18 protein-coding genes are annotated in these 17,474 nt (G+C 39.6%); 15 read left to right on the top strand and 3 right to left on the bottom strand.

The features are described from left to right. Positions 1-123: 123 nt before the first annotated feature. From ABF638_RS08855 to ABF638_RS08815, 9 genes are all read left to right on the top strand, one after another. Positions 124-450, top strand: coding sequence for a DUF6464 family protein (locus tag ABF638_RS08855; protein WP_435022053.1), 327 nt, complete (start codon positions 124-126; stop codon positions 448-450). A gap of 763 nt (positions 451-1,213) precedes the next feature. Beyond that, positions 1,214-1,441: a hypothetical protein gene (locus ABF638_RS08850; protein WP_435022051.1), complete on the top strand. Its 228-nt coding sequence runs from the start codon at positions 1,214-1,216 to the stop codon at positions 1,439-1,441. Between the two features lie 186 nt (positions 1,442-1,627). Further along, on the top strand, positions 1,628-2,908 hold the full coding sequence (locus ABF638_RS08845) for an acetyltransferase (protein ID WP_435022049.1): 1,281 nt from the start codon (positions 1,628-1,630) through the stop codon (positions 2,906-2,908). 18 nt (positions 2,909-2,926) lie between these two features. Beyond that, positions 2,927-3,508, top strand: a complete 582-nt coding sequence (locus tag ABF638_RS08840; protein ID WP_435022047.1) for a hypothetical protein — start codon at positions 2,927-2,929, stop codon at positions 3,506-3,508. A gap of 1,334 nt (positions 3,509-4,842) precedes the next feature. Then, positions 4,843-6,099 carry an ABC transporter substrate-binding protein gene (locus ABF638_RS08835; RefSeq protein ID WP_435022045.1) on the top strand — a complete coding sequence of 419 codons (1,257 nt, stop codon included), beginning with the start codon at positions 4,843-4,845 and terminating at the stop codon, positions 6,097-6,099. A 7-nt stretch (positions 6,100-6,106) separates the two neighbouring features. Continuing rightward, a complete protein-coding gene (locus ABF638_RS08830; RefSeq protein ID WP_181932218.1) occupies positions 6,107-7,057 on the top strand; it encodes a branched-chain amino acid ABC transporter permease in 951 nt (316 codons plus the stop codon). 14 nt (positions 7,058-7,071) lie between these two features. Next, positions 7,072-7,674 carry a Uma2 family endonuclease gene (locus tag ABF638_RS08825; RefSeq protein WP_435022043.1) on the top strand — a complete coding sequence of 201 codons (603 nt, stop codon included), beginning with the start codon at positions 7,072-7,074 and terminating at the stop codon, positions 7,672-7,674. A 53-nt stretch (positions 7,675-7,727) separates the two neighbouring features. Next, positions 7,728-8,651, top strand: coding sequence for a branched-chain amino acid ABC transporter permease (locus tag ABF638_RS08820; protein ID WP_181932220.1), 924 nt, complete (start codon positions 7,728-7,730; stop codon positions 8,649-8,651). Positions 8,652-8,677: 26 nt separating this feature from the next. Then, complete coding sequence (locus ABF638_RS08815) at positions 8,678-9,469, top strand: ABC transporter ATP-binding protein (protein ID WP_435022040.1); 792 nt, start codon at positions 8,678-8,680, stop codon at positions 9,467-9,469. 2 nt (positions 9,470-9,471) lie between these two features. Here ABF638_RS08815 and ABF638_RS08810 read toward each other — a convergent pair whose 3' ends face one another. Continuing rightward, positions 9,472-10,311, bottom strand: coding sequence for an Rpn family recombination-promoting nuclease/putative transposase (locus tag ABF638_RS08810; RefSeq protein WP_435022080.1), 840 nt, complete (start codon positions 10,309-10,311; stop codon positions 9,472-9,474). A 177-nt stretch (positions 10,312-10,488) separates the two neighbouring features. Between ABF638_RS08810 and ABF638_RS08805 the strand changes: the two genes are divergently transcribed. The 6 genes from ABF638_RS08805 to ABF638_RS08780 all read left to right on the top strand — a co-directional run bounded on the left by ABF638_RS08805 (position 10,489) and on the right by ABF638_RS08780 (position 15,619). After that, the gene (locus tag ABF638_RS08805; RefSeq protein ID WP_435022038.1) at positions 10,489-11,220 is read left to right on the top strand and encodes an ABC transporter ATP-binding protein; all 732 of its coding nucleotides are present in this window, start codon (positions 10,489-10,491) and stop codon (positions 11,218-11,220) included. 158 nt (positions 11,221-11,378) lie between these two features. Further along, a complete protein-coding gene (locus ABF638_RS08800; RefSeq protein ID WP_435022036.1) occupies positions 11,379-11,942 on the top strand; it encodes a Uma2 family endonuclease in 564 nt (187 codons plus the stop codon). A 71-nt stretch (positions 11,943-12,013) separates the two neighbouring features. Continuing rightward, positions 12,014-13,057 (top strand): endonuclease NucS domain-containing protein, encoded by a 1,044-nt coding sequence (locus ABF638_RS08795; RefSeq protein WP_435022034.1) that lies wholly within the window; start codon positions 12,014-12,016, stop codon positions 13,055-13,057. A gap of 156 nt (positions 13,058-13,213) precedes the next feature. After that, positions 13,214-13,861 (top strand): histidine phosphatase family protein, encoded by a 648-nt coding sequence (locus ABF638_RS08790; protein ID WP_435022032.1) that lies wholly within the window; start codon positions 13,214-13,216, stop codon positions 13,859-13,861. Positions 13,862-13,945: 84 nt separating this feature from the next. Further along, on the top strand, positions 13,946-14,971 hold the full coding sequence (locus ABF638_RS08785; protein ID WP_435022030.1) for a glucokinase: 1,026 nt from the start codon (positions 13,946-13,948) through the stop codon (positions 14,969-14,971). Between the two features lie 45 nt (positions 14,972-15,016). Further along, positions 15,017-15,619, top strand: coding sequence for a hypothetical protein (locus tag ABF638_RS08780; protein ID WP_435022028.1), 603 nt, complete (start codon positions 15,017-15,019; stop codon positions 15,617-15,619). 88 nt (positions 15,620-15,707) lie between these two features. Here the strand turns inward: ABF638_RS08780 and ABF638_RS08775 are convergent, their stop codons facing one another. Both ABF638_RS08775 and ABF638_RS08770 read right to left on the bottom strand, forming a co-directional pair. Continuing rightward, entirely contained in the window at positions 15,708-16,409 is a 702-nt protein-coding gene (locus tag ABF638_RS08775) for a Uma2 family endonuclease (protein ID WP_435022026.1), read from the bottom strand. Positions 16,410-16,489: 80 nt separating this feature from the next. Next, entirely contained in the window at positions 16,490-17,473 is a 984-nt protein-coding gene (locus tag ABF638_RS08770; RefSeq protein WP_435022024.1) for a hypothetical protein, read from the bottom strand. Position 17,474: the final 1 nt, after the last annotated feature.

The raw sequence follows: 17,474 nt of genomic DNA, 5'->3' as shown, positions 1-17,474 counted from the left end.
CATTGCTAATTGCAACCATATTTGGTTGCAAAGAGGCAAAACTGCCCTAAGATTTGCACTTCCGTAAAACCAGAGTGTAACATCAGGGACAATCAATCAGCGCACAGAAGAGGTAAAAAGAAGGTGTTAAAGACACTTTTAGTGATTGCCGTTGGTTTTTTACCGTCCCTGATTTCCCTGTGGGTGATCCGCAAAACCCATGCGCGATCGCGCCTACGGCTCAGACAAGCAGCCATGAATTTCCCAGCAGTGCAGGGACGGCAAAATGTTAGACCTGTTGAAGGCGATCGCTATTATTTAGAAGGAGTAGGTTATCTGATTGGCGATATCAGCTGTAAATTTAATGCCCGATCTGGCTATATGCGTTGTGCTGTCAACCCCGAAGGCCCCTGTAATGGTTGTCGTCACTACGAACCCAAAGGATTAGCTGATAGTGAAAAAAGAGCTTAAGAGTCCTTGCTCAGTACTCAACTCAGGGCAAACGCATCTAAATATTGACGAGACTGAATCAGAAGTGGAATTTAGCAAAACCCTAATCAGATAAGGCTTTCAGGAAATTAAATATTCAGATGTATGGTAATGTCTTAGTTTTGAAATCAAATGAGATTACCATATCGATGTCTATTCTCTTCTCCAAACTCTTGTTTACTATACAGCTTAAATATTTATCCCCCCAAAGATAGAATTTAAATTATTTTTTACCTATATTGATTATCTTTTACTAACAGAATTAATCTAATTTTATAAGAAGAATTCAGAACTCAGGAGTCAGAAAACAGGTATGAATTCTGTACGAGTGGGTGACGAATATTGGTTAAAACCACGTAAGAGGTGGGCGAAAAAAATTAAAATATTCTCGCCTTAAAACTCTATCCCTTTATGGGTAGAGTATTCTGAATTCTGAATTCTGACTCCTTTTTATTCCTTAAGATAGATTACTTTTTTAATTAAATTATTGTTTTGTGAACACAGGTTTCAATTATAAATTTAATAATATTTTTATTATTTCCATAAATTTTTTCAATACCTAAAACTCTAGTGTTAAACAGCAAATAGGATTACAATAGATTGTTAATTGCTGGATGTAGCATTTTCTACTTGATTAAACTTGAAAGTTATTAAGTAAGATAAACCGAAAAGTTTAAGCATGTCCTGTACCTTTTCGGTTTACCTTACCCAATAAACTTGGCGAACTATTAGGTAACAAGGAATAATGTTGAAACGTCGCGTAATACTAGCTGGTTTGAGTGTACTTAGCTTAACGTTAGCTGTGAGTACAAAAGTTTATGGTAGTTCCACTACCGGGCCAGATGCTTGGGAGACTGTCTACAATGATGCGGTTGCTGGAGCAACAACGACAATTTCAGTGTCGCCTTTAGGCTTGTTGTTATCATCTATTTTGCAAATAGTCTACAACTTAGCAGGTTTTTGGGGCGGTTAATTCATCGTCTGATATCTCAACAGAAAAATAGTCGATATAGAGGCTTTTGCAGTCTGATTTTTTGCTAATTTTCAGCCTGCGTAGACGCTCTGCGTCTTATTGCCAGACATCGCCTGAATAAATCTCTCATTCCTTAACGCAGATTATCCCATAGCCAAATATTCCAAACACCGTGAGGAGTTTTTTATGTTCAAACCTCGCACAATTTTTAGTGCTTTAAATGCAATTATCCTAGCGTTTGCCATCAGCACACAGATATACATACAACCCGCATTAGCTGCTGGAGGAACGTGTAATCCAACTGTGGGAAACCTACCTATATGCCCAAGTACCGCACCTTCCGAGTCAGCTAGTTTTGTTGACCCAACAGCAACAATTATCAATCCCACAAATATTACCTTGGGCGAAAAAGTCTACGTCGCTCCATTTGCCCAGTTAGATGCTACTAATGCTCCAATTAGTATTGCAGCAGATTCTAATGCCCAAGACCAAGTGAAAATCACAGCTTCAGGAACGGGAGTGCAGATTGGCGAGCGTGTCATTATGGCACACATGGCCATTATCAAAGGTGCAGCTAAAATTGGTACTCAAGGTTCTACAGGGCCTTTTACCGATACAGTTACCAATACTCAGTTTAGCAACACTGTTCCAGAGACTTTTCTCGCCTTCAATTGTGAAATAGACGGTGCAACCATACAAAGAAACACAGTAGTCAACTTTCTGGCGCGAGTTGGCCCTGGTGTTACCTTACCCGCTGGTAAAGTTGTCCTGCCTGGTAAAAACGTCACAAATAATCTACAAGCTACTAGCGGCAGTTTAGGGAAAGTAGTCAACCTGACACAAGCAGACGTTGCATTAATGGAAGGCATTATTGAAGTCAATGAAGCATTTGCCAAAGGTTACACAGATTTAGCTAGGGCAGACTTGACAAACGTAACAGGAATTAATTATGCTCCCGTCACCTTCTTTAATTCTGGAGGTCTACCGCAGATAGGTGGAACTCCAACTAGTGATCCAAACTATCGTAACCGCATTATCGGTAATCTTACTTTCCAAGATTCTTTAGCATCACTCAACCACAAACTAGCTAATAGAATTTCGCTACGTGCTGATGAAGGTGAACCTTTTAATGTTGGGTCAATTGCTGGGATGGCAAACGATGTTGTCTTTCACGCTTTAGAAACCACTAGTTTGACTCTTGGTAATGGAGTTGGTTATGGGCCTCGCACTCTAGTTCATGGTGGTAGGCAGGTTGTCAATGGTGTTGCTAATGGCCCTGAAACTAGCATAGGTGATGCTGTAGGGCTAGGACCGAACTCTGTTATATTCCGCGCCAGCATTGGCAACAGATCAGCAATTGGGCAAAGAAGCGCAGTCTTCAACTCTACAGTAGCTCCCAGAACACATATCCGTTCTCGAACAATCTATGCAGACAACGGCAACCTGATTTTACCTGTGGAGTGGTAAGCAACTGACTTTTGCATCATGATGAATCGGAAAATATTGTCGGTGCAATTACAATGCCTACGATTGATTGTGCTGTTCACTTTGATATTCGGAATGATACTAGGTGTTGATGACAGTTCATCTATAGCTGCTGAAATCACCTCAAATCAGCCTCAAGTTGTACAACCTTCAGTCACCGGACTTGTCTCTACGTTGTCGGATGAAGTCGAGGAATTACCATCAGACTTAATTCGCTGGTCAACTTACTGGCAACTTTGCTGGGAACCATATCCTGAAGCTAAAGAGTACGAATTACAAACGGTGCTTGTGGAAGGGAAATCTCCAAAGTTGAAACGTCAAAGCGATCGCTGCTTTCGTATACAAGCTGCATCTAATGAAAACCAAAAATCACAAGGATTACTCAACCGTGATTTGATCTTGCTAATGCATAAAATTCAGCTTGGTTATCGAGTGCGAGCCGTTTTAGATAACAACCGCGTCAGTGAATGGTCTCAAGTAATGGCAGTTGGTGCAACTACTACCTCTGAATTGAATAGTACCCAGAACACCTGTAATAGCCCTTGTGGTACCAACGATAGCACCGGGAGTGAGTTTTTCTAATGTTTGTGGTGCAATCCCAGTGCGAGCATACCCTAGTAAGCTAATCGGCATTTAAGTTGCATAAAAGTAGGGATAGAGCCGCTTACTATAAGCGAATCACTCTGAAAAAATGAATGACGATTAGCTTAAAGGTGCTTGTCCTTTATAAAAGGGAGATTTTCTCTGATGACAATAGCTTTTGCTATTTGGGAGTCAGTTGATTAGTGGGATTTTAGCTTTTAAACTCATCATGAAAAACGAGAAGATTGATAAGAGTCCCTTGAATTAGTTCGTCACATATACTGGTGTCGTTAGTACATACACCATGAATGCCTAACTCAATATACAAATCTAAGACAGTAATAGTCATGCTTCCCCTTGAACCATTGTTTTGTCCTTGTTGTACTCCAGCCATATTACATTTGCTGACTCAATCCGACCTGACTCAGCACCTACTCCAATTAAGAACGAGGCCAGTTTCTGCGCCTATCAAAAGGAATCAAAAACAGTAGCAGCGATCTCTCTATCCGTAGCAGGGCAAACGTATCTAATATTTACTACAGGTCGCTTGAATATTTAGACTTAGCCCTGCTTTCTCCCTTTGAGAGAATTCAATAACCGAAAGAGTTGCGAAGCTTTGTTTTCCAGTTTTTGTCTATAAATTTTAGTTTCTATTAGAAAATAAAGCTTTAAGTCTTGATGAAATCAAAGTTTTAGACTTTGGCTTCGATTATCGAACATAATAGAGGCGTCAGTCGTCAGAATTCAGCATGAATTTTGACCGAAAAAGCGGATACAAAAACGAACCCGTATTGCTTGGCAGCCGACGGCTGCCACAAACTCACGTCGCTACAACGATTATCATTCTTATTGAGTTTCATACCTAATTCTCTGAAAGTCCTGTGTGGTGTAAGTAAGTAGGCAAGAATAAATCAAGCTATATTAAGTAATGTAAAATTCAATTGAATTAGCTCGTAGTAAGGGCTTTAGCCATTAAGAGAGGACTAAAGTCCCCACTACAAACCTTTAATTATTTATGCCCACTTACTTAGTGTTGGGGAATTCCACCTTGATTATCGATCTTTAATATTTAGATGCGTTCGCCCTAGTACTCAACTGAACTGATAAAGTAACTTCATAGCACATTCTCAAATGTAACTGGAGAATGATAAGATAATCACTATTTATAATAATTTGTATTTACAAACACTTTGAATATTTGTCTTTGCATGTTCAAATAAGAATGATTTAATATAATTCGTGCAAAAGTGGAAATCTGCGTCATTTTGTTTGCAGATTATCAACTTTAGTATTGGCTTTTGCCGAATATCTAATAACTACATGATTATTTAACGATGAACAACGCGATCGCTCGAACAACAGCATTATTATCAACTTGTGCTTTGCTATTAGCAGGCTGTGGTGGCGGCGGTGACCCTGTGGCTGTGACAAATTCTCCAAATGCTACCACAAATAACACTGCAACCGATACCGCAGCGACAACGGGTACATTGTCGGGTGCGATTCCTATCGGTATTGCTGTTGCCCAAACAAGCAACGTGGCATTACTAGGTCAAGAGCAAGTTGCTGGAGCCAAACTTGCCGAGAAGTATTTTAATAGTAAAGGTGGTGTTAATGGCACACCAATTAAATTGGTATTTCAAGATACTAGTGGTGATGAAGCAGGGACAATTAACGCTTTTCAAACTCTAATTAACAAAGATAAAGTTATTGGAATTGTGGGCCCAACTTTGTCACAGCAAGCTTTTAGTGCTGGCCCTATTGCCGAGCGTGCAAAAGTACCAGTTATTGGGCCATCAAATACTGCTAAAAACATTCCTGAAATTGGTGATTACATTGCTCGTGTTTCTGCACCAGTCTCCGTTGTCGCGCCTAATTCGGTGAAAGCGGCACTTAAGCAAAATCCCCAAGTTAAAAAGGTTGCAGTTTTCTATGCTCAAAATGATGCATTTAGCAAGTCAGAAACGGAAATTTTTCAACAAACAGTTAAGGATCAAGGGCTGGAATTGGTAACAGTACAAAAGTTCCAAACCAGCGATACAGATTTTCAAAGTCAAGCTACCAATGCAATTAATCTCAAACCAGATTTGATCATTATTTCTGGTCTGGCTGCTGATGGTGGTAATTTAGTCCGACAATTGCGGGAACTAGGTTACAAAGGCTTAATTGTCGGTGGAAATGGTTTAAATACCTCGAATATATTGTCAGTTTGTAAGGCACTTTGTGATGGCGTTTTGATTGCTCAGGCCTACAGTCCAGAACATCCAGGTGAAGTTAACGCGGCATTTCGTAAAGCTTATACTGACGAATACAAAAAAGAGCCACCCCAATTTAGTGCCCAAGCTTTTGCAGCAGTGCAGGTTTATGTCGAAGCACTTCAAGCTTTAGATAAAAAGAGCAAAGTTAACAAATTACAGCTACCAGAATTGCGGACAGAGTTAAACAAACAGATACTTAGCGGAATATACAATACACCATTAGGTGAAATTGGTTTTACTCCCATAGGTGAAATTGTGCAAAAAGATTTCTATGTAGCCCAAATAAAGATGGAAAAAGACGGAAGCCAAGGTAAATTCACATTTCTAAAATAGTTGCTACATGAATATCAATCTGTTTTTGCAGCAATTATTAAATGGGTTATCCATTGGCAGCGTCTATGCAATTTTTGCCTTAGGATATACCTTGGTTTATTCCATTTTGGGCATCATTAATTTAGCTCATGGCGCGATTTTTACATTGGGTGCATATTTCACTTATGCACTCATGGGTGGTAGTTTTGGATTTAATGGCTTGTTAGCTAATGCAGCCCTACCAATACAATTACCATTTGCTATAGCCTTGATATTAGGAAGTACCTTGGCGGGATTGGTGGGGGTAGTGATGGAACGGGTTGCTTTTCAACCTTTGCGCCGTCAAGGATCTGATCCTTTGCTAACTGTTGTTTCCAGTTTGGGGGTAGCAGTGGTAATTGTGAATTTAATCCAGTATTTAGTAGGTGCAGAAAGTTACACATACCCCGCAAATACTTACGGTAATTTGCCACCTGCGATTAACTTTGGTAGTCCAGAAAACCCAATTCCGATTCGCAGTGTTCAGGTGGTAATTTTTAGTGTATCAGTGGTGATTGTGGCAATTCTTACCTATTTTATCAATCGGACTAAATATGGTAAGGCAATGCAAGCGATCGCAGAAGATCCAACTACAGCTAGTTTGTTAGGAATTAATAGCGATCGCTTTATCATCCTAACATTCTTCATCAGCAGTTTTTTAGCAGGATTAGCAGGAACTTTAGTCGCCTCTAGTGTTAGTATTGCAGGGCCATATTTCGGCATTGCTTTTGGTTTACGGGGTTTAGCGGTAATTGTTTTAGGTGGTTTAGGTAGTATTCCCGGTGCTGTGGTGGGAGGCTTAGTAATTGGATTAGTGGAGGCGTTTGTCCCTGCTGAATTCTCTGGTTATAAAGACGCAGTAGCCTTTGGGATTTTGTTTATCATGCTATTAGTTAGACCCCAAGGTTTGCTAGGACGGCGATTTATTCAGAAAGTTTAAAGAGACGTAGCGCCATGAAAACATACACCAAACAAAAATTAACTTTTGACCAATTTTTAGAACAGTGTCCAGAGGAAGGTTTATATGAACTTGTAGATGGAGAAATTGTAGAAGTGCGTGCAACCAGAAATCATGATGATGTCGCTGACTTTACGGCTGACTCTTTCAAAGATGAAATTAAACGTCTAAATCTTAATTACGTAGTAAAAAACACAGCAGTATTTAAAACTATAACTGCTAATGGTATAGAACAAGGGCGCAAGCCTGATGTAAGTGTCATAGATAAAGATAAATGGCGCTCAAATCGTTCTGCTTATGCTGCACTTGAAGAACCTATCCAATTAGCTGTAGAAGTGACATCAACTAATTGGGAAGATGACTATATTGATAAATTAGATGAATATCAACGCTTAGGTATTACAGAATATTGGATTGTAGATTATTTAGCAATTGGGCTAAGAGAGTATTTAGGAAATCCAAAAGTTCCGGCTGTGTTTGTTTTTCTATTAGATGATGAGGGTAAATACCAATGCACACACTTTAGAGGTTCAGAACGAATTGAATCGCGAACTTTTCCTGAACTGGCGCTGACAGCAGAGCAAATACTAACAACTTAAGAGTTGATAAAAGCGATAGTTTGATTAAGTTTAATCAAAATATATTAAATAAAATGGCTGATTTCTTCGCTACTTACGCTTCTTTGATTGTCTCTATGGTGTTGGGGGCGTTACTAGGGTTATCGCTTTACTTACCGCTAATGACAGGACAATTGTCTTTAGCTAGTCCAGGATTTTATGCTTTAGGTGGATATATTGCAGCAATTTTATCCACAAAAGTTTTTACATCTAGCAGTAGTTTATTTCCAATTCCCTTATTGTTATTGGAGATGTTAATTGCTGGTGTAATTTCTGGATTATTGGGCGTAATGGTGGGAATTCCAGCATTGAGATTGCGAGGAATTTATTTAGCGATCGCAACTATCGCTTTTGTGGAAGTTCTGCGTGTCATCTCTCTCAATTTAGATATTACGGGCGGTGCTGTCGGAATTTTTGGCATTCCTCAACCTTTCCAAACACAACTTGAATATTTATGGATTGCTTTGCCATTACTATTAATTAGTATGGTGTTGCTTTATCGTTTAGAACGCATTCGTGTAGGAAGGGCTTTTATAGCTATCCGTGAAGATGAATTAGCTGCGGGTGCAATGGGAATTAATCCCACTTATTACAAAGTTTTAGCGTTTACATTAGGGGCTATGCTTGCAGGCATTGTAGGTGCAATTAGCGCCCACTTCCTTAATACCTGGAATGCTCGTCAAGGTACTTTTGATGCCAGTATTATATATTTAACTTTTGTTTTAATTGGTGGTTCGAGAAGTTTTTTAGGGCCGGTAGTCGGAGGTATGGTATTTACAGCCTTACCAGAAATTCTGCGAAGTCTCGCTGATACTGGTGGTTTGCCTACTTGGCTAGCACAATTTTTACGAGATGGGAGATTAATTATTTTTGGCTTACTAATAGTAATAGGTACAATATTTTTCCCCCAAGGGCTAATTACTCCAGATATTTTTCAAAGACGTAAAAGCCAAAAGTGAACTATTCATATAATAAATATGCAAAAATGTCATACAGTATTTCAGAAGCTAACAGCAGTATTGTCTTAGAAGCAAGAGCATTGACTCGCCGCTTTGGTGGTCTAATGGCGGTAAATAATGTATCTTTTAGTGTAAATAAACATGAGATTTTTGGACTGATTGGCCCTAATGGTGCTGGCAAAACAACACTGTTTAATTTGATTACTGCCTTCATTCCCCCTTCTAGCGGTAAATTAATTTATCAAGGTGCAGAAGTTTCTCAACTGCGTCCCCATCAAATTGCTGCTTTAGGTATCGCCCGTACCTTCCAAAATATCCGCTTGTTCGGGGAATTATCGGCGTTAGAAAATGTGATAATCGCCCGACATTTACACACCAAAAGTAATATGATTACAGGTGTTTTGGGATTACCACCAGCGCCTCGTGAAGAATTGAAGACTAAGCAGAAAGCTTTAGATTTATTAGATTTGGTGGGATTAAGCGATCGCGCTGACGAAAAAGCCAAAAACTTTGCTTACGGTGATCAGCGGCGGCTGGAAATTGCCCGTGCTTTAGCATTACAACCACAAATTTTACTTCTCGATGAACCGGCGGCGGGGATGAACCCCAACGAAAAGCAGCAATTGAGCGAATTTATCCGTAGCCTGCGCGATCGCTTCAATTTGACGATTATCCTTATAGAACACCATGTACCCTTAGTTATGGGTTTGTGCGATCGCATTGCTGTATTAGATTTTGGTCAATTAATTGCCTTGGGTGAACCATCTGTAGTCAGAAATAACCCGGCTGTAATTGAGGCTTATTTGGGAAATGATTGAATTTATGTAAACAAAATTTGCACGAATTCGTCTAAAGAACTCACAGCGATCGCGCTATCCATTAAAGTTTCTAATTTTTCCACACTTTCACCCTCAAACCTTACTTCCACTTCATGAGGAATTTCGCCAAAGCGTTGTTCCAATACCCGGATTAGCTGCCGTCGCGCACCCTGCTGAATACCTCTTTGCTCAATTTCCTGATACCAAGGCGATTCTCGCAATACTGCCATATCCCACCTCATGATTTGTTGCACTAAAGGCGTGTCTAACACAAAGCTAGCAAAAAATGCCAGCAATGATTCTAACTGGTTCAACTGCACATCTGCTCGTAGCGCCTGCAATGCGCGTTGCACAACTGATACCTCTCCCCCTCCTCGCAGGATTGGCACAAAGGGTAACAACGATGGTAGTGGTTGCTGAAACACTATTTCAGCATCGATTTCCCACAAATTAATCACGCGATAATCTTGGATGGCACGTAATCCCAAAAATTCCTGCTCGTAACTACTGACAATCGTTAAGGTGGATGGGGGCGGTAAGATGTTAACCAATACTGGGTAAGTTGGCAGTCGATAGCGTTCTTGTGCCAAGGCAGTATATGCTCTCATCCGTAGAGGCATCTGTGCCGTGTAACGCAACTGTAGTTCATTTAATACTAAAAAATCTCCATGAGTGGGACTGTATGCCTTCACCAAAACATCTGTTTCCCGGCTAATCCACTGAAACTCAGAACCGAGAATTTCTTTCGCCACAACTTCAGGACGCTGTGTTACCCACTGTACCCATGCATCAGGAGCTAAATTAATTAGTCGTTTGCTACCAATATCTGCTGCTTTTGCCACAGGACGCTTGATATCTTTATCAGTCATTAATCGTACATCATAAAGATTGCAGTATTCTGGCGTTGGTTTTTAAGTTGACGCAATGTCTACGATGGGGTAAGCCTACGCACTGTTTTAAGAAATGTAGGATTGATGTATGTTAGGTTTTGAATCAACATTTCTGGATGTAAACCGCCGATGAAATCCGATAGTAGACCAAACTATACAATTTTAGAAGTTCAAGAACTTGATGTTAATTATGGCGGCATCCAAGCTCTGAAAAAGATTAATTTAATTATTCAAAAAGGCGAAGTAGTTACTTTAATTGGTGCTAATGGTGCTGGTAAAACTACTACACTCCGCGCTATATCTAAAGTAGTTAATCCTAAGAGTGGCGTAATTATTTATAATGGACATAATATTACCCGCCGCCAAACTCACGAAGTTGTACAACTTGGTATCGCCCATTGTCCTGAAGGGCGCAGAGTATTAACGCGGCAAACAGTATTTGATAACTTACTTTTGGGTGCTTATATTCGCTCCAATCAAGCTGAGATAAAAGCAGATATTCAGCGCCAATTTGAGCTATTTCCCCGCTTATTCCAAAGACGCAATCAACTAGCAGGAACCCTTAGCGGTGGCGAACAACAAATGTTAGCGATCGCACGGGCTGTCATGAGTAAACCACAACTCTTACTTTTAGACGAGCCTAGCTTAGGTTTAGCACCTGCGATCGTCCGGGAAATCTTCTCAATTATTGAAAATCTCCGGGCTACAGGGGTGACTATTTTGTTAGTTGAGCAAAACGCTAATCTTGCACTACAAATTGCCGATCGCGGTTATGTTTTAGAAGCTGGTTCTATTACCTTAACAGGTGCAGCATCAGAATTGATTAGTGATGAGCGAGTTAAAAAAGCTTATTTAGGGTGATGATTATAGTATAGTAATAATCCAATAAATTTCTTATGAACTGGATTAGTGTCGATGGAATAAAATGCTGTCGATGATGCAATTCGTGCTTATCCAGTTAAAATTTTAAACGATATATGATTTATTGTTGTATATGAAAACTTAGGAAGTACAAGCAGATGGTAAAATCATCAACTAAGCCTCTAACTTTGGAAGAGTTTTTAAAACTACCAGAAACAAAGCCTAGCTTAGAATACATCAACGGTGAAATTATTCAAAAGCCAATGCCACAGGGAAAACGTAGTATTCTTCAGGGTGAACTAGTCAGTAATATCAATTCTGTAACCAAACCTCAAAGAATTGCCCTTGTATTTCCAGAATTGCGATGTACTTTTGGCGGACGTTCAATTGTCCCTGATATAGCTGTGTTTGCTTGGGAACGGATTTTATTAGACGAGCGTGGAGAAGTGGCAAATGTCTTTAAGACATATCCAGACTGGACAATTGAGATTCTTTCGCCTGATCAAAGCCAGACTAAAGTAACCGGAAATATTCTACATTGTTTAAAACATGGTAGTCGCTTCGGTTGGCTGATTGATCCAGATGAACATTCTGTTTTAGTTTATCCACCAAAGCAGCAACCAGAACTTTTACAAGAAGAACAAGAAATATTACCAATTCCCGATTTAGTTAACGGTTTTCAATTAACCGTAGGACAACTATTTGGATGGTTGAAGTTGTAAACAATTGTATAAATTCTTCTCTAGCTTTGGGAATACTAAAGGTAGTAATTTACTCAAGTTAGAGCCAGATAATGGATTTTGTGAATTTAATAAAAACGGGTAATAGTTGGAAATTTGCGACTGAGGCTGATTTAGAAGATTTTGTCTGGGTTAATTTAAAGGAACTTTTCGGATTAATTCCGCTAAAGCGACAATATTATGTTAAAGGTCAAATTTGCGATATTTTAGCGTTGGGTGAGAAGAAACAGTTAGTAGTATTGGAATTGAAAAATGGTGAAGACAGATATATTGTTCAGCAACTAACTCGGTATTATGAAGCTTTACTTGAGAATAAACCCTTCCAGGAAGAGGTAGACTATGGACAACCTATTAGCTTGATAGCAATTAAGCCTAATTTTCATCGAGATAACTTTACAGATAGAAAGTACAGCCATTTGTCTATTCAATTTCTCTATTTTCAAATATTGGTAGCAAGTCAAAACTTCTATTTAGAACTAAAAGACTTAGATAATGGCAACTTATCAAAAGTAGAAATTCCTTATCAAGAAAGAGATGTTAATGAAGATATACCTGCTCCTCCTAGAGCAATTATTAACCGACTAGCTAAATGTGACAATTCTAGTGAAAATGAGCGAGAGGCTGTACTCAGAATTCGTAAAAAAATTCTTGGGTTTGACAAACGCATCCAAGAAATTGTTAAACCTAATTCTATTGAATATGGTAAAGGAAAAAATAAGCTCTGTGCTGAGTTTTACTTTGGTAGCACTATTTATGGTTTTCAAGGTAGACCTAATCTATTTCTAAGATTACCTGAACCAGACCCATATTATAGACAAACCACTCTCAGAATGCATATTTGTAGTGATAAAAATTTGGCTACTTTTTCTAGAATAATTAATTACCCTCGATCCTTTATCAGTAATAAAAATAGAGTGAGTAACTTATATGAATACCCGTCTTTTATAGAAACAATAAAAAGATGTGTAGAGGGTGAATCACTAAATGAGCGACCACGCATCTGTTATGAAAAATACGAAAAACTTATTCTGAGTGAAACTAACTCTTTAGAGATTTTAGTTGATATTGCTTTAGAAGAATGGCTGAAAAGGCTTTAATAAAAACTACATTGACAGCATTTATAACTTTTCCTAATCATTAATATTATTAAATATTATTACGATTTTTGTCATATATTAATATTTGCAGCCCTCCTTGCAGATATCTATATATTTGTTTAGCGGCGAATTCTATTCACCGGAATAATTAAACCTATGAGTCAAATAGTCTGGATAGCAAGACACGCTAACCGCCTCGATTTCGTAAACCCCGATTGGTTTCTCACCGCTGAACGACGCTATGATCCGCCATTGTCTGATGATGGTATGGTACAGGCACAGCAATTAGCTAAACGATTGAAACAAGAAAATATTGGTCATATTTTCGCTTCTCCTTTTTTGCGAACCGTACAAACGGCAAACGCAGTTGCAGAATTGCTCAATTTGCCGATCAAACTCGAAACAGGTTTGAGTGAATGGCTAAACCCAGTTTGGATGACAGAAGAACCCGAAAAACTCTCAACTCCAGCGTTAGCAAAATTATTCCCCAGAATTGACACCAGCTATACTTCGCGCATCGCCGCCAAATATCCTGAAACTCACGAAAAAGTGCGAGAACGTTCTGGGCAAACTGCCAGATGTTTAGCTACTGAGTTCTTCCCACAGGATATCCTGCTGGTGGCACATGGCGCATCTGTGTTGGGCGGAGCAATGGGACTAGTGGGGGAAATTGCCAAAACAGAAGTTAAAGCTTCTCTATGTTCCTTGGTAAAAGTGGTACGCCAGGAACCAGAATGGTTATTAGAACTCACGGGAGATACTTCCCATTTAACCCACATAGAAGAAGTGATTCGATTTGCTTAAACCTCTGATAGGGATTTGTGTTCATAGCTTCTGCTAGGTTGGATATATCCTACAAATAAAGTAATTAATTCGCGAATAATTTCTATGACATTGTTACTAGCAGGAGACATCGGCGGTACGAAAACTATTTTGCGATTGGTTGAAACATCAGATTCACCAGCTTTACATACTATTTATCAGGAAAGTTACCACAGTGCTGATTTTCCCGATTTAGTGCCTATAGTGCAGCAGTTTTTGGTCAAAGCTAATACACCCATACCAGAAAAGGCTTGTTTTGCGATCGCAGGGCCTATTGTCAAAAATACTGCCAAACTAACCAATTTAGTCTGGTTCCTGGATACCGAACGTCTACAACAAGAATTGGGTATCCCGCAAATTTCTTTAATTAACGACTTCGCTGCCGTTGGCTATGGCATTTTAGGTTTACAAAAACAAGACTTACTGACGTTGCAAGTTGGCAAATCTCAACCCGAAACCCCCATTGCAATTATTGGTGCTGGTACTGGCTTAGGACAAGGATTTTTAATTAGACAGGGAAACTACTATCAAGTCTTTCCCTCAGAAGGTGGACACGCTGACTTCGCCCCTCGTAACGAGATTGAGTTTCAACTGTTAAAATACCTACTGGATAAACATGATATCCAGCGCATTTCTGTGGAACGCGTGGTTTCTGGAATGGGAATTGTGGCAATTTACCAATTTTTGCGCGATCGCAAATTTGCCGCCGAATCTCCAGATATTGCCCAAGTCGTGAGAACTTGGGAACAAGAAGCGGGACAAGAAGAGAAAAGTGTCGATCCTGGTGCTGCTATTGGTACGGCTGCACTACAAAAACGCGATCGCCTCTGTGAACAAACCTTGCAATTATTTATAGACGCTTATGGTGCAGAAGCCGGCAACCTTGCCCTGAAACTCCTACCTTATGGTGGCTTATACATCGCTGGTGGAATTGCACCCAAAATCCTACCGTTAATTGAAAACAGTGGTTTCTTATTAAACTTCACCCAAAAAGGCAGGATGCGCCGCCTCCTTGAAGAGATACCCGTGTATATTATCCTCAATCCGCAAGTGGGGCTAATAGGTGCTGCTTTATGTGCTGCTAGGTTATAACAGCTGGCATCATCAGTGAGATCAGCATCTCAAAAGGCAAAAAATATGACAATTAAAAGTCTGTTGCCATTAATCGCCGCCACCTTTGTCTGTGGTGGTTCTATTCTCGTGGAAGCGCGTCAACCCAAACCCCCGGTGGCTGCTGTCAAACCAACCATCACTAAACCCGTGCAGCCACAATGGAAGTTATACACCCCTCCAGATGGACGCTTTAGTATTTTGATGCCGGGAAGCCCCAACAGAAATACCCAATCCCAAAAAACTTATATGGGGGAAATTAACTTAGAAATATTTGTTGCTGAACCACCAAAACAGCAAGTAGCATACATAGTTGCTTACAATGATTTTCCTTATAGTTACGGTGAAATGGCTGACCCCCAAGCTGTACTTAATAATGCACGGGATATGGCTTTAAAGACTACGAAAAGTAATTTAATTAGTCAACGAAACATTCGTAGTTCCAATAATCATCCTGGCAAAGAAATTGAGTACATCAATTCTGGAGGGAAAATCACTAAAAGTAGAATGTATATTGCTGAAGGGAGATTATATCAAGTAATGGCAATAACTACAAAAAAACAGCAGAAGACATTAGCTAAAACCATTACTGGGTATTTAAATTCCTTCCATGTAGTTTTGAAAAAATGAAATAACTAAAACCTCTGCTATATGAGCCTTGCAATTAATTGTGTGGCTCATATAGTGATTTTTGTGTGTATGCCACAATCCAAAAATATTAGGCTTCTGGTTCAACGCCGAGCGATCGCAATTGAGCAGTCAAGCGATCGGCTCTTTCCTCACCAGTCAACAACAAATTACCTTGCAAATCCCACCAGCGTAGCCAAGGTAATTCCATATTATAATATTGTCCCTGCCAAATCCCTAACTCAACTCCTAAAGTATGTATAGGATAATGTCCGCGTTCATTTGCTGTTAATAACTGATATTGTCCACCGATTAATTCATAAACTTCTACACTGGCTTTATTCACTTCATAAATGCCGTAGAAGGGAGGACGAATCACCTGTTCATAAATCCAAAATTTACCCTTCCAAGGAGTTTTATCTCGCTCCTCACTACCATCCCCAGAAACAAATTCCAATGCAATCAATGGGGCAATAAACTCTCGCCATAATACATAAGACCTGCGCGTTTGCCCATTCAAAGTAGGGGGTACATTCCCTACATAAAACCAGTCTGGTGCTTCTGCACCTTTTTCTGGGGGGTCAGTTATCCGCCAGTAGATACCGCTATCTTGACCAATACAGTATTGCCCATCAGGATGACGTTTCTGCAATATCGGTTTAATCGAGTCCGTTAGGAGAATGCTTTGGGGATGTTCCTGAAAGTTTTTCACGAAAGTACCATCAGACTCTGGTAGCTGTGTATGGTCTGGGAACGGTGTGAGAGCGGTGGATGGATCGGTTGCAGAGGTCATAAGACTACCTTTGCAGAATGTAAGGGTTGTTTTTTAGTTTAGCAGTGGAGAAGGGAGAAGGGCGGATCAGAATATTTCTATTAAGTTCTATACTTTACTGTAGGAAGATGGCGACCAATATAGCCAATAATCACTATTCCTGGTTGTTCTGCTAAAAAATGGATTCGCCAGTTGCAGAACCTCAATTTAACGTGTCGTTCAAATAAGCGATCTTTACCATCAGGACAACGAAAAGTTCTTTCTTTAAAATATTTATCAAGCGTTGGTTTACTTTCCCCCGATTCTTCAACAGGATACCCGTCGAGATTGAAATAGCCATTATTCCAGTCTTTACAGCATTTGTGAAGCTCAAATAATATGCTTACAACAGGCTGTAATTCCAACTGTCCAGTACGGATATCTTCTAACTGCTTTCTAACAACATCGCAGAATTCTAGGTTAGGAAATAATTCCTCTCTGCGATTCCAAACTTCTAACCCATCGCTAACATTTTGATAAATGCGCTCTTGGTGTTGTTGAATCAGACTAATGTGTTCTTGTACATGGCTGCTACGGCTAGCATGGATAATTTCTACAATTTCGCTGATTATCTCTCCATACTCATCCAAACATCGAAATTCAAGTTTTACATGGTTACAATCCCAGCATTCCTGAGAGAGTAAGCTGATTGCAATCGTATTAATTGTGATTGTATTAAGTACATAAGCAATACCAAGCCCAATAGCTATTTCTCCTTGATGACGAAATTCAGACAAGCTAACATTGTTTTCAATCTCTTGGATTTCGGAATTTGCTATATTAGTTGAGAAAGGTGCTTTAGTTGCAAGAGTTTTGATAAAAAGTCGTTCAACTTGATCCGCGTCATTAAGCCAGTGACGAAGAGGATAGTTAGGTGCAAGTATTATTGTATGGAAATCTTCTTTAGTGCGGAGGCTTACCTTTACCCCTTGAGCTTTGACTGCCTTTATGGTCTTAATTAGCTCAGACATTCTTTGCTGTGCTACTTGTTCATTCGGAGCCGGATTTCGCAAAGATAACTCATTTAATATTAAGTCAAAATCCACC

This window comes from Nostoc sp. CALU 1950 (genome assembly GCF_051172895.1).
Classification (GTDB): Bacteria; Cyanobacteriota; Cyanobacteriia; order Cyanobacteriales; family Nostocaceae; genus Nostoc; species Nostoc edaphicum_A.
The sequence above is the reverse complement of the archived record's forward strand: the minus strand, read 5'-3'. Positions and strand labels throughout refer to the sequence as shown.

What these genes read in the sequence shown, in the direction of transcription:
- ABF638_RS08795 (WP_435022034.1), top strand. Translation starts at nt 12,014, where the DNA reads ATGGATTTTGTGAATTTAATAAAAACGGGTAATAGTTGGAAATTTGCG.
- ABF638_RS08815 (WP_435022040.1), top strand. Translation starts at nt 8,678, where the DNA reads ATGTCATACAGTATTTCAGAAGCTAACAGCAGTATTGTCTTAGAAGCA.
- ABF638_RS08835 (WP_435022045.1), top strand. Translation starts at nt 4,843, where the DNA reads ATGAACAACGCGATCGCTCGAACAACAGCATTATTATCAACTTGTGCT.
- ABF638_RS08840 (WP_435022047.1), top strand. Translation starts at nt 2,927, where the DNA reads ATGATGAATCGGAAAATATTGTCGGTGCAATTACAATGCCTACGATTG.
- ABF638_RS08850 (WP_435022051.1), top strand. Translation starts at nt 1,214, where the DNA reads ATGTTGAAACGTCGCGTAATACTAGCTGGTTTGAGTGTACTTAGCTTA.
- ABF638_RS08805 (WP_435022038.1), top strand. Translation starts at nt 10,489, where the DNA reads ATGAAATCCGATAGTAGACCAAACTATACAATTTTAGAAGTTCAAGAA.
- ABF638_RS08845 (WP_435022049.1), top strand. Translation starts at nt 1,628, where the DNA reads ATGTTCAAACCTCGCACAATTTTTAGTGCTTTAAATGCAATTATCCTA.
- ABF638_RS08820 (WP_181932220.1), top strand. Translation starts at nt 7,728, where the DNA reads ATGGCTGATTTCTTCGCTACTTACGCTTCTTTGATTGTCTCTATGGTG.
- ABF638_RS08790 (WP_435022032.1), top strand. Translation starts at nt 13,214, where the DNA reads ATGAGTCAAATAGTCTGGATAGCAAGACACGCTAACCGCCTCGATTTC.
- ABF638_RS08775 (WP_435022026.1), bottom strand. Translation starts at nt 16,409, where the DNA reads ATGACCTCTGCAACCGATCCATCCACCGCTCTCACACCGTTCCCAGAC.
- ABF638_RS08785 (WP_435022030.1), top strand. Translation starts at nt 13,946, where the DNA reads ATGACATTGTTACTAGCAGGAGACATCGGCGGTACGAAAACTATTTTG.
- ABF638_RS08830 (WP_181932218.1), top strand. Translation starts at nt 6,107, where the DNA reads ATGAATATCAATCTGTTTTTGCAGCAATTATTAAATGGGTTATCCATT.
- ABF638_RS08780 (WP_435022028.1), top strand. Translation starts at nt 15,017, where the DNA reads ATGACAATTAAAAGTCTGTTGCCATTAATCGCCGCCACCTTTGTCTGT.
- ABF638_RS08800 (WP_435022036.1), top strand. Translation starts at nt 11,379, where the DNA reads ATGGTAAAATCATCAACTAAGCCTCTAACTTTGGAAGAGTTTTTAAAA.
- ABF638_RS08825 (WP_435022043.1), top strand. Translation starts at nt 7,072, where the DNA reads ATGAAAACATACACCAAACAAAAATTAACTTTTGACCAATTTTTAGAA.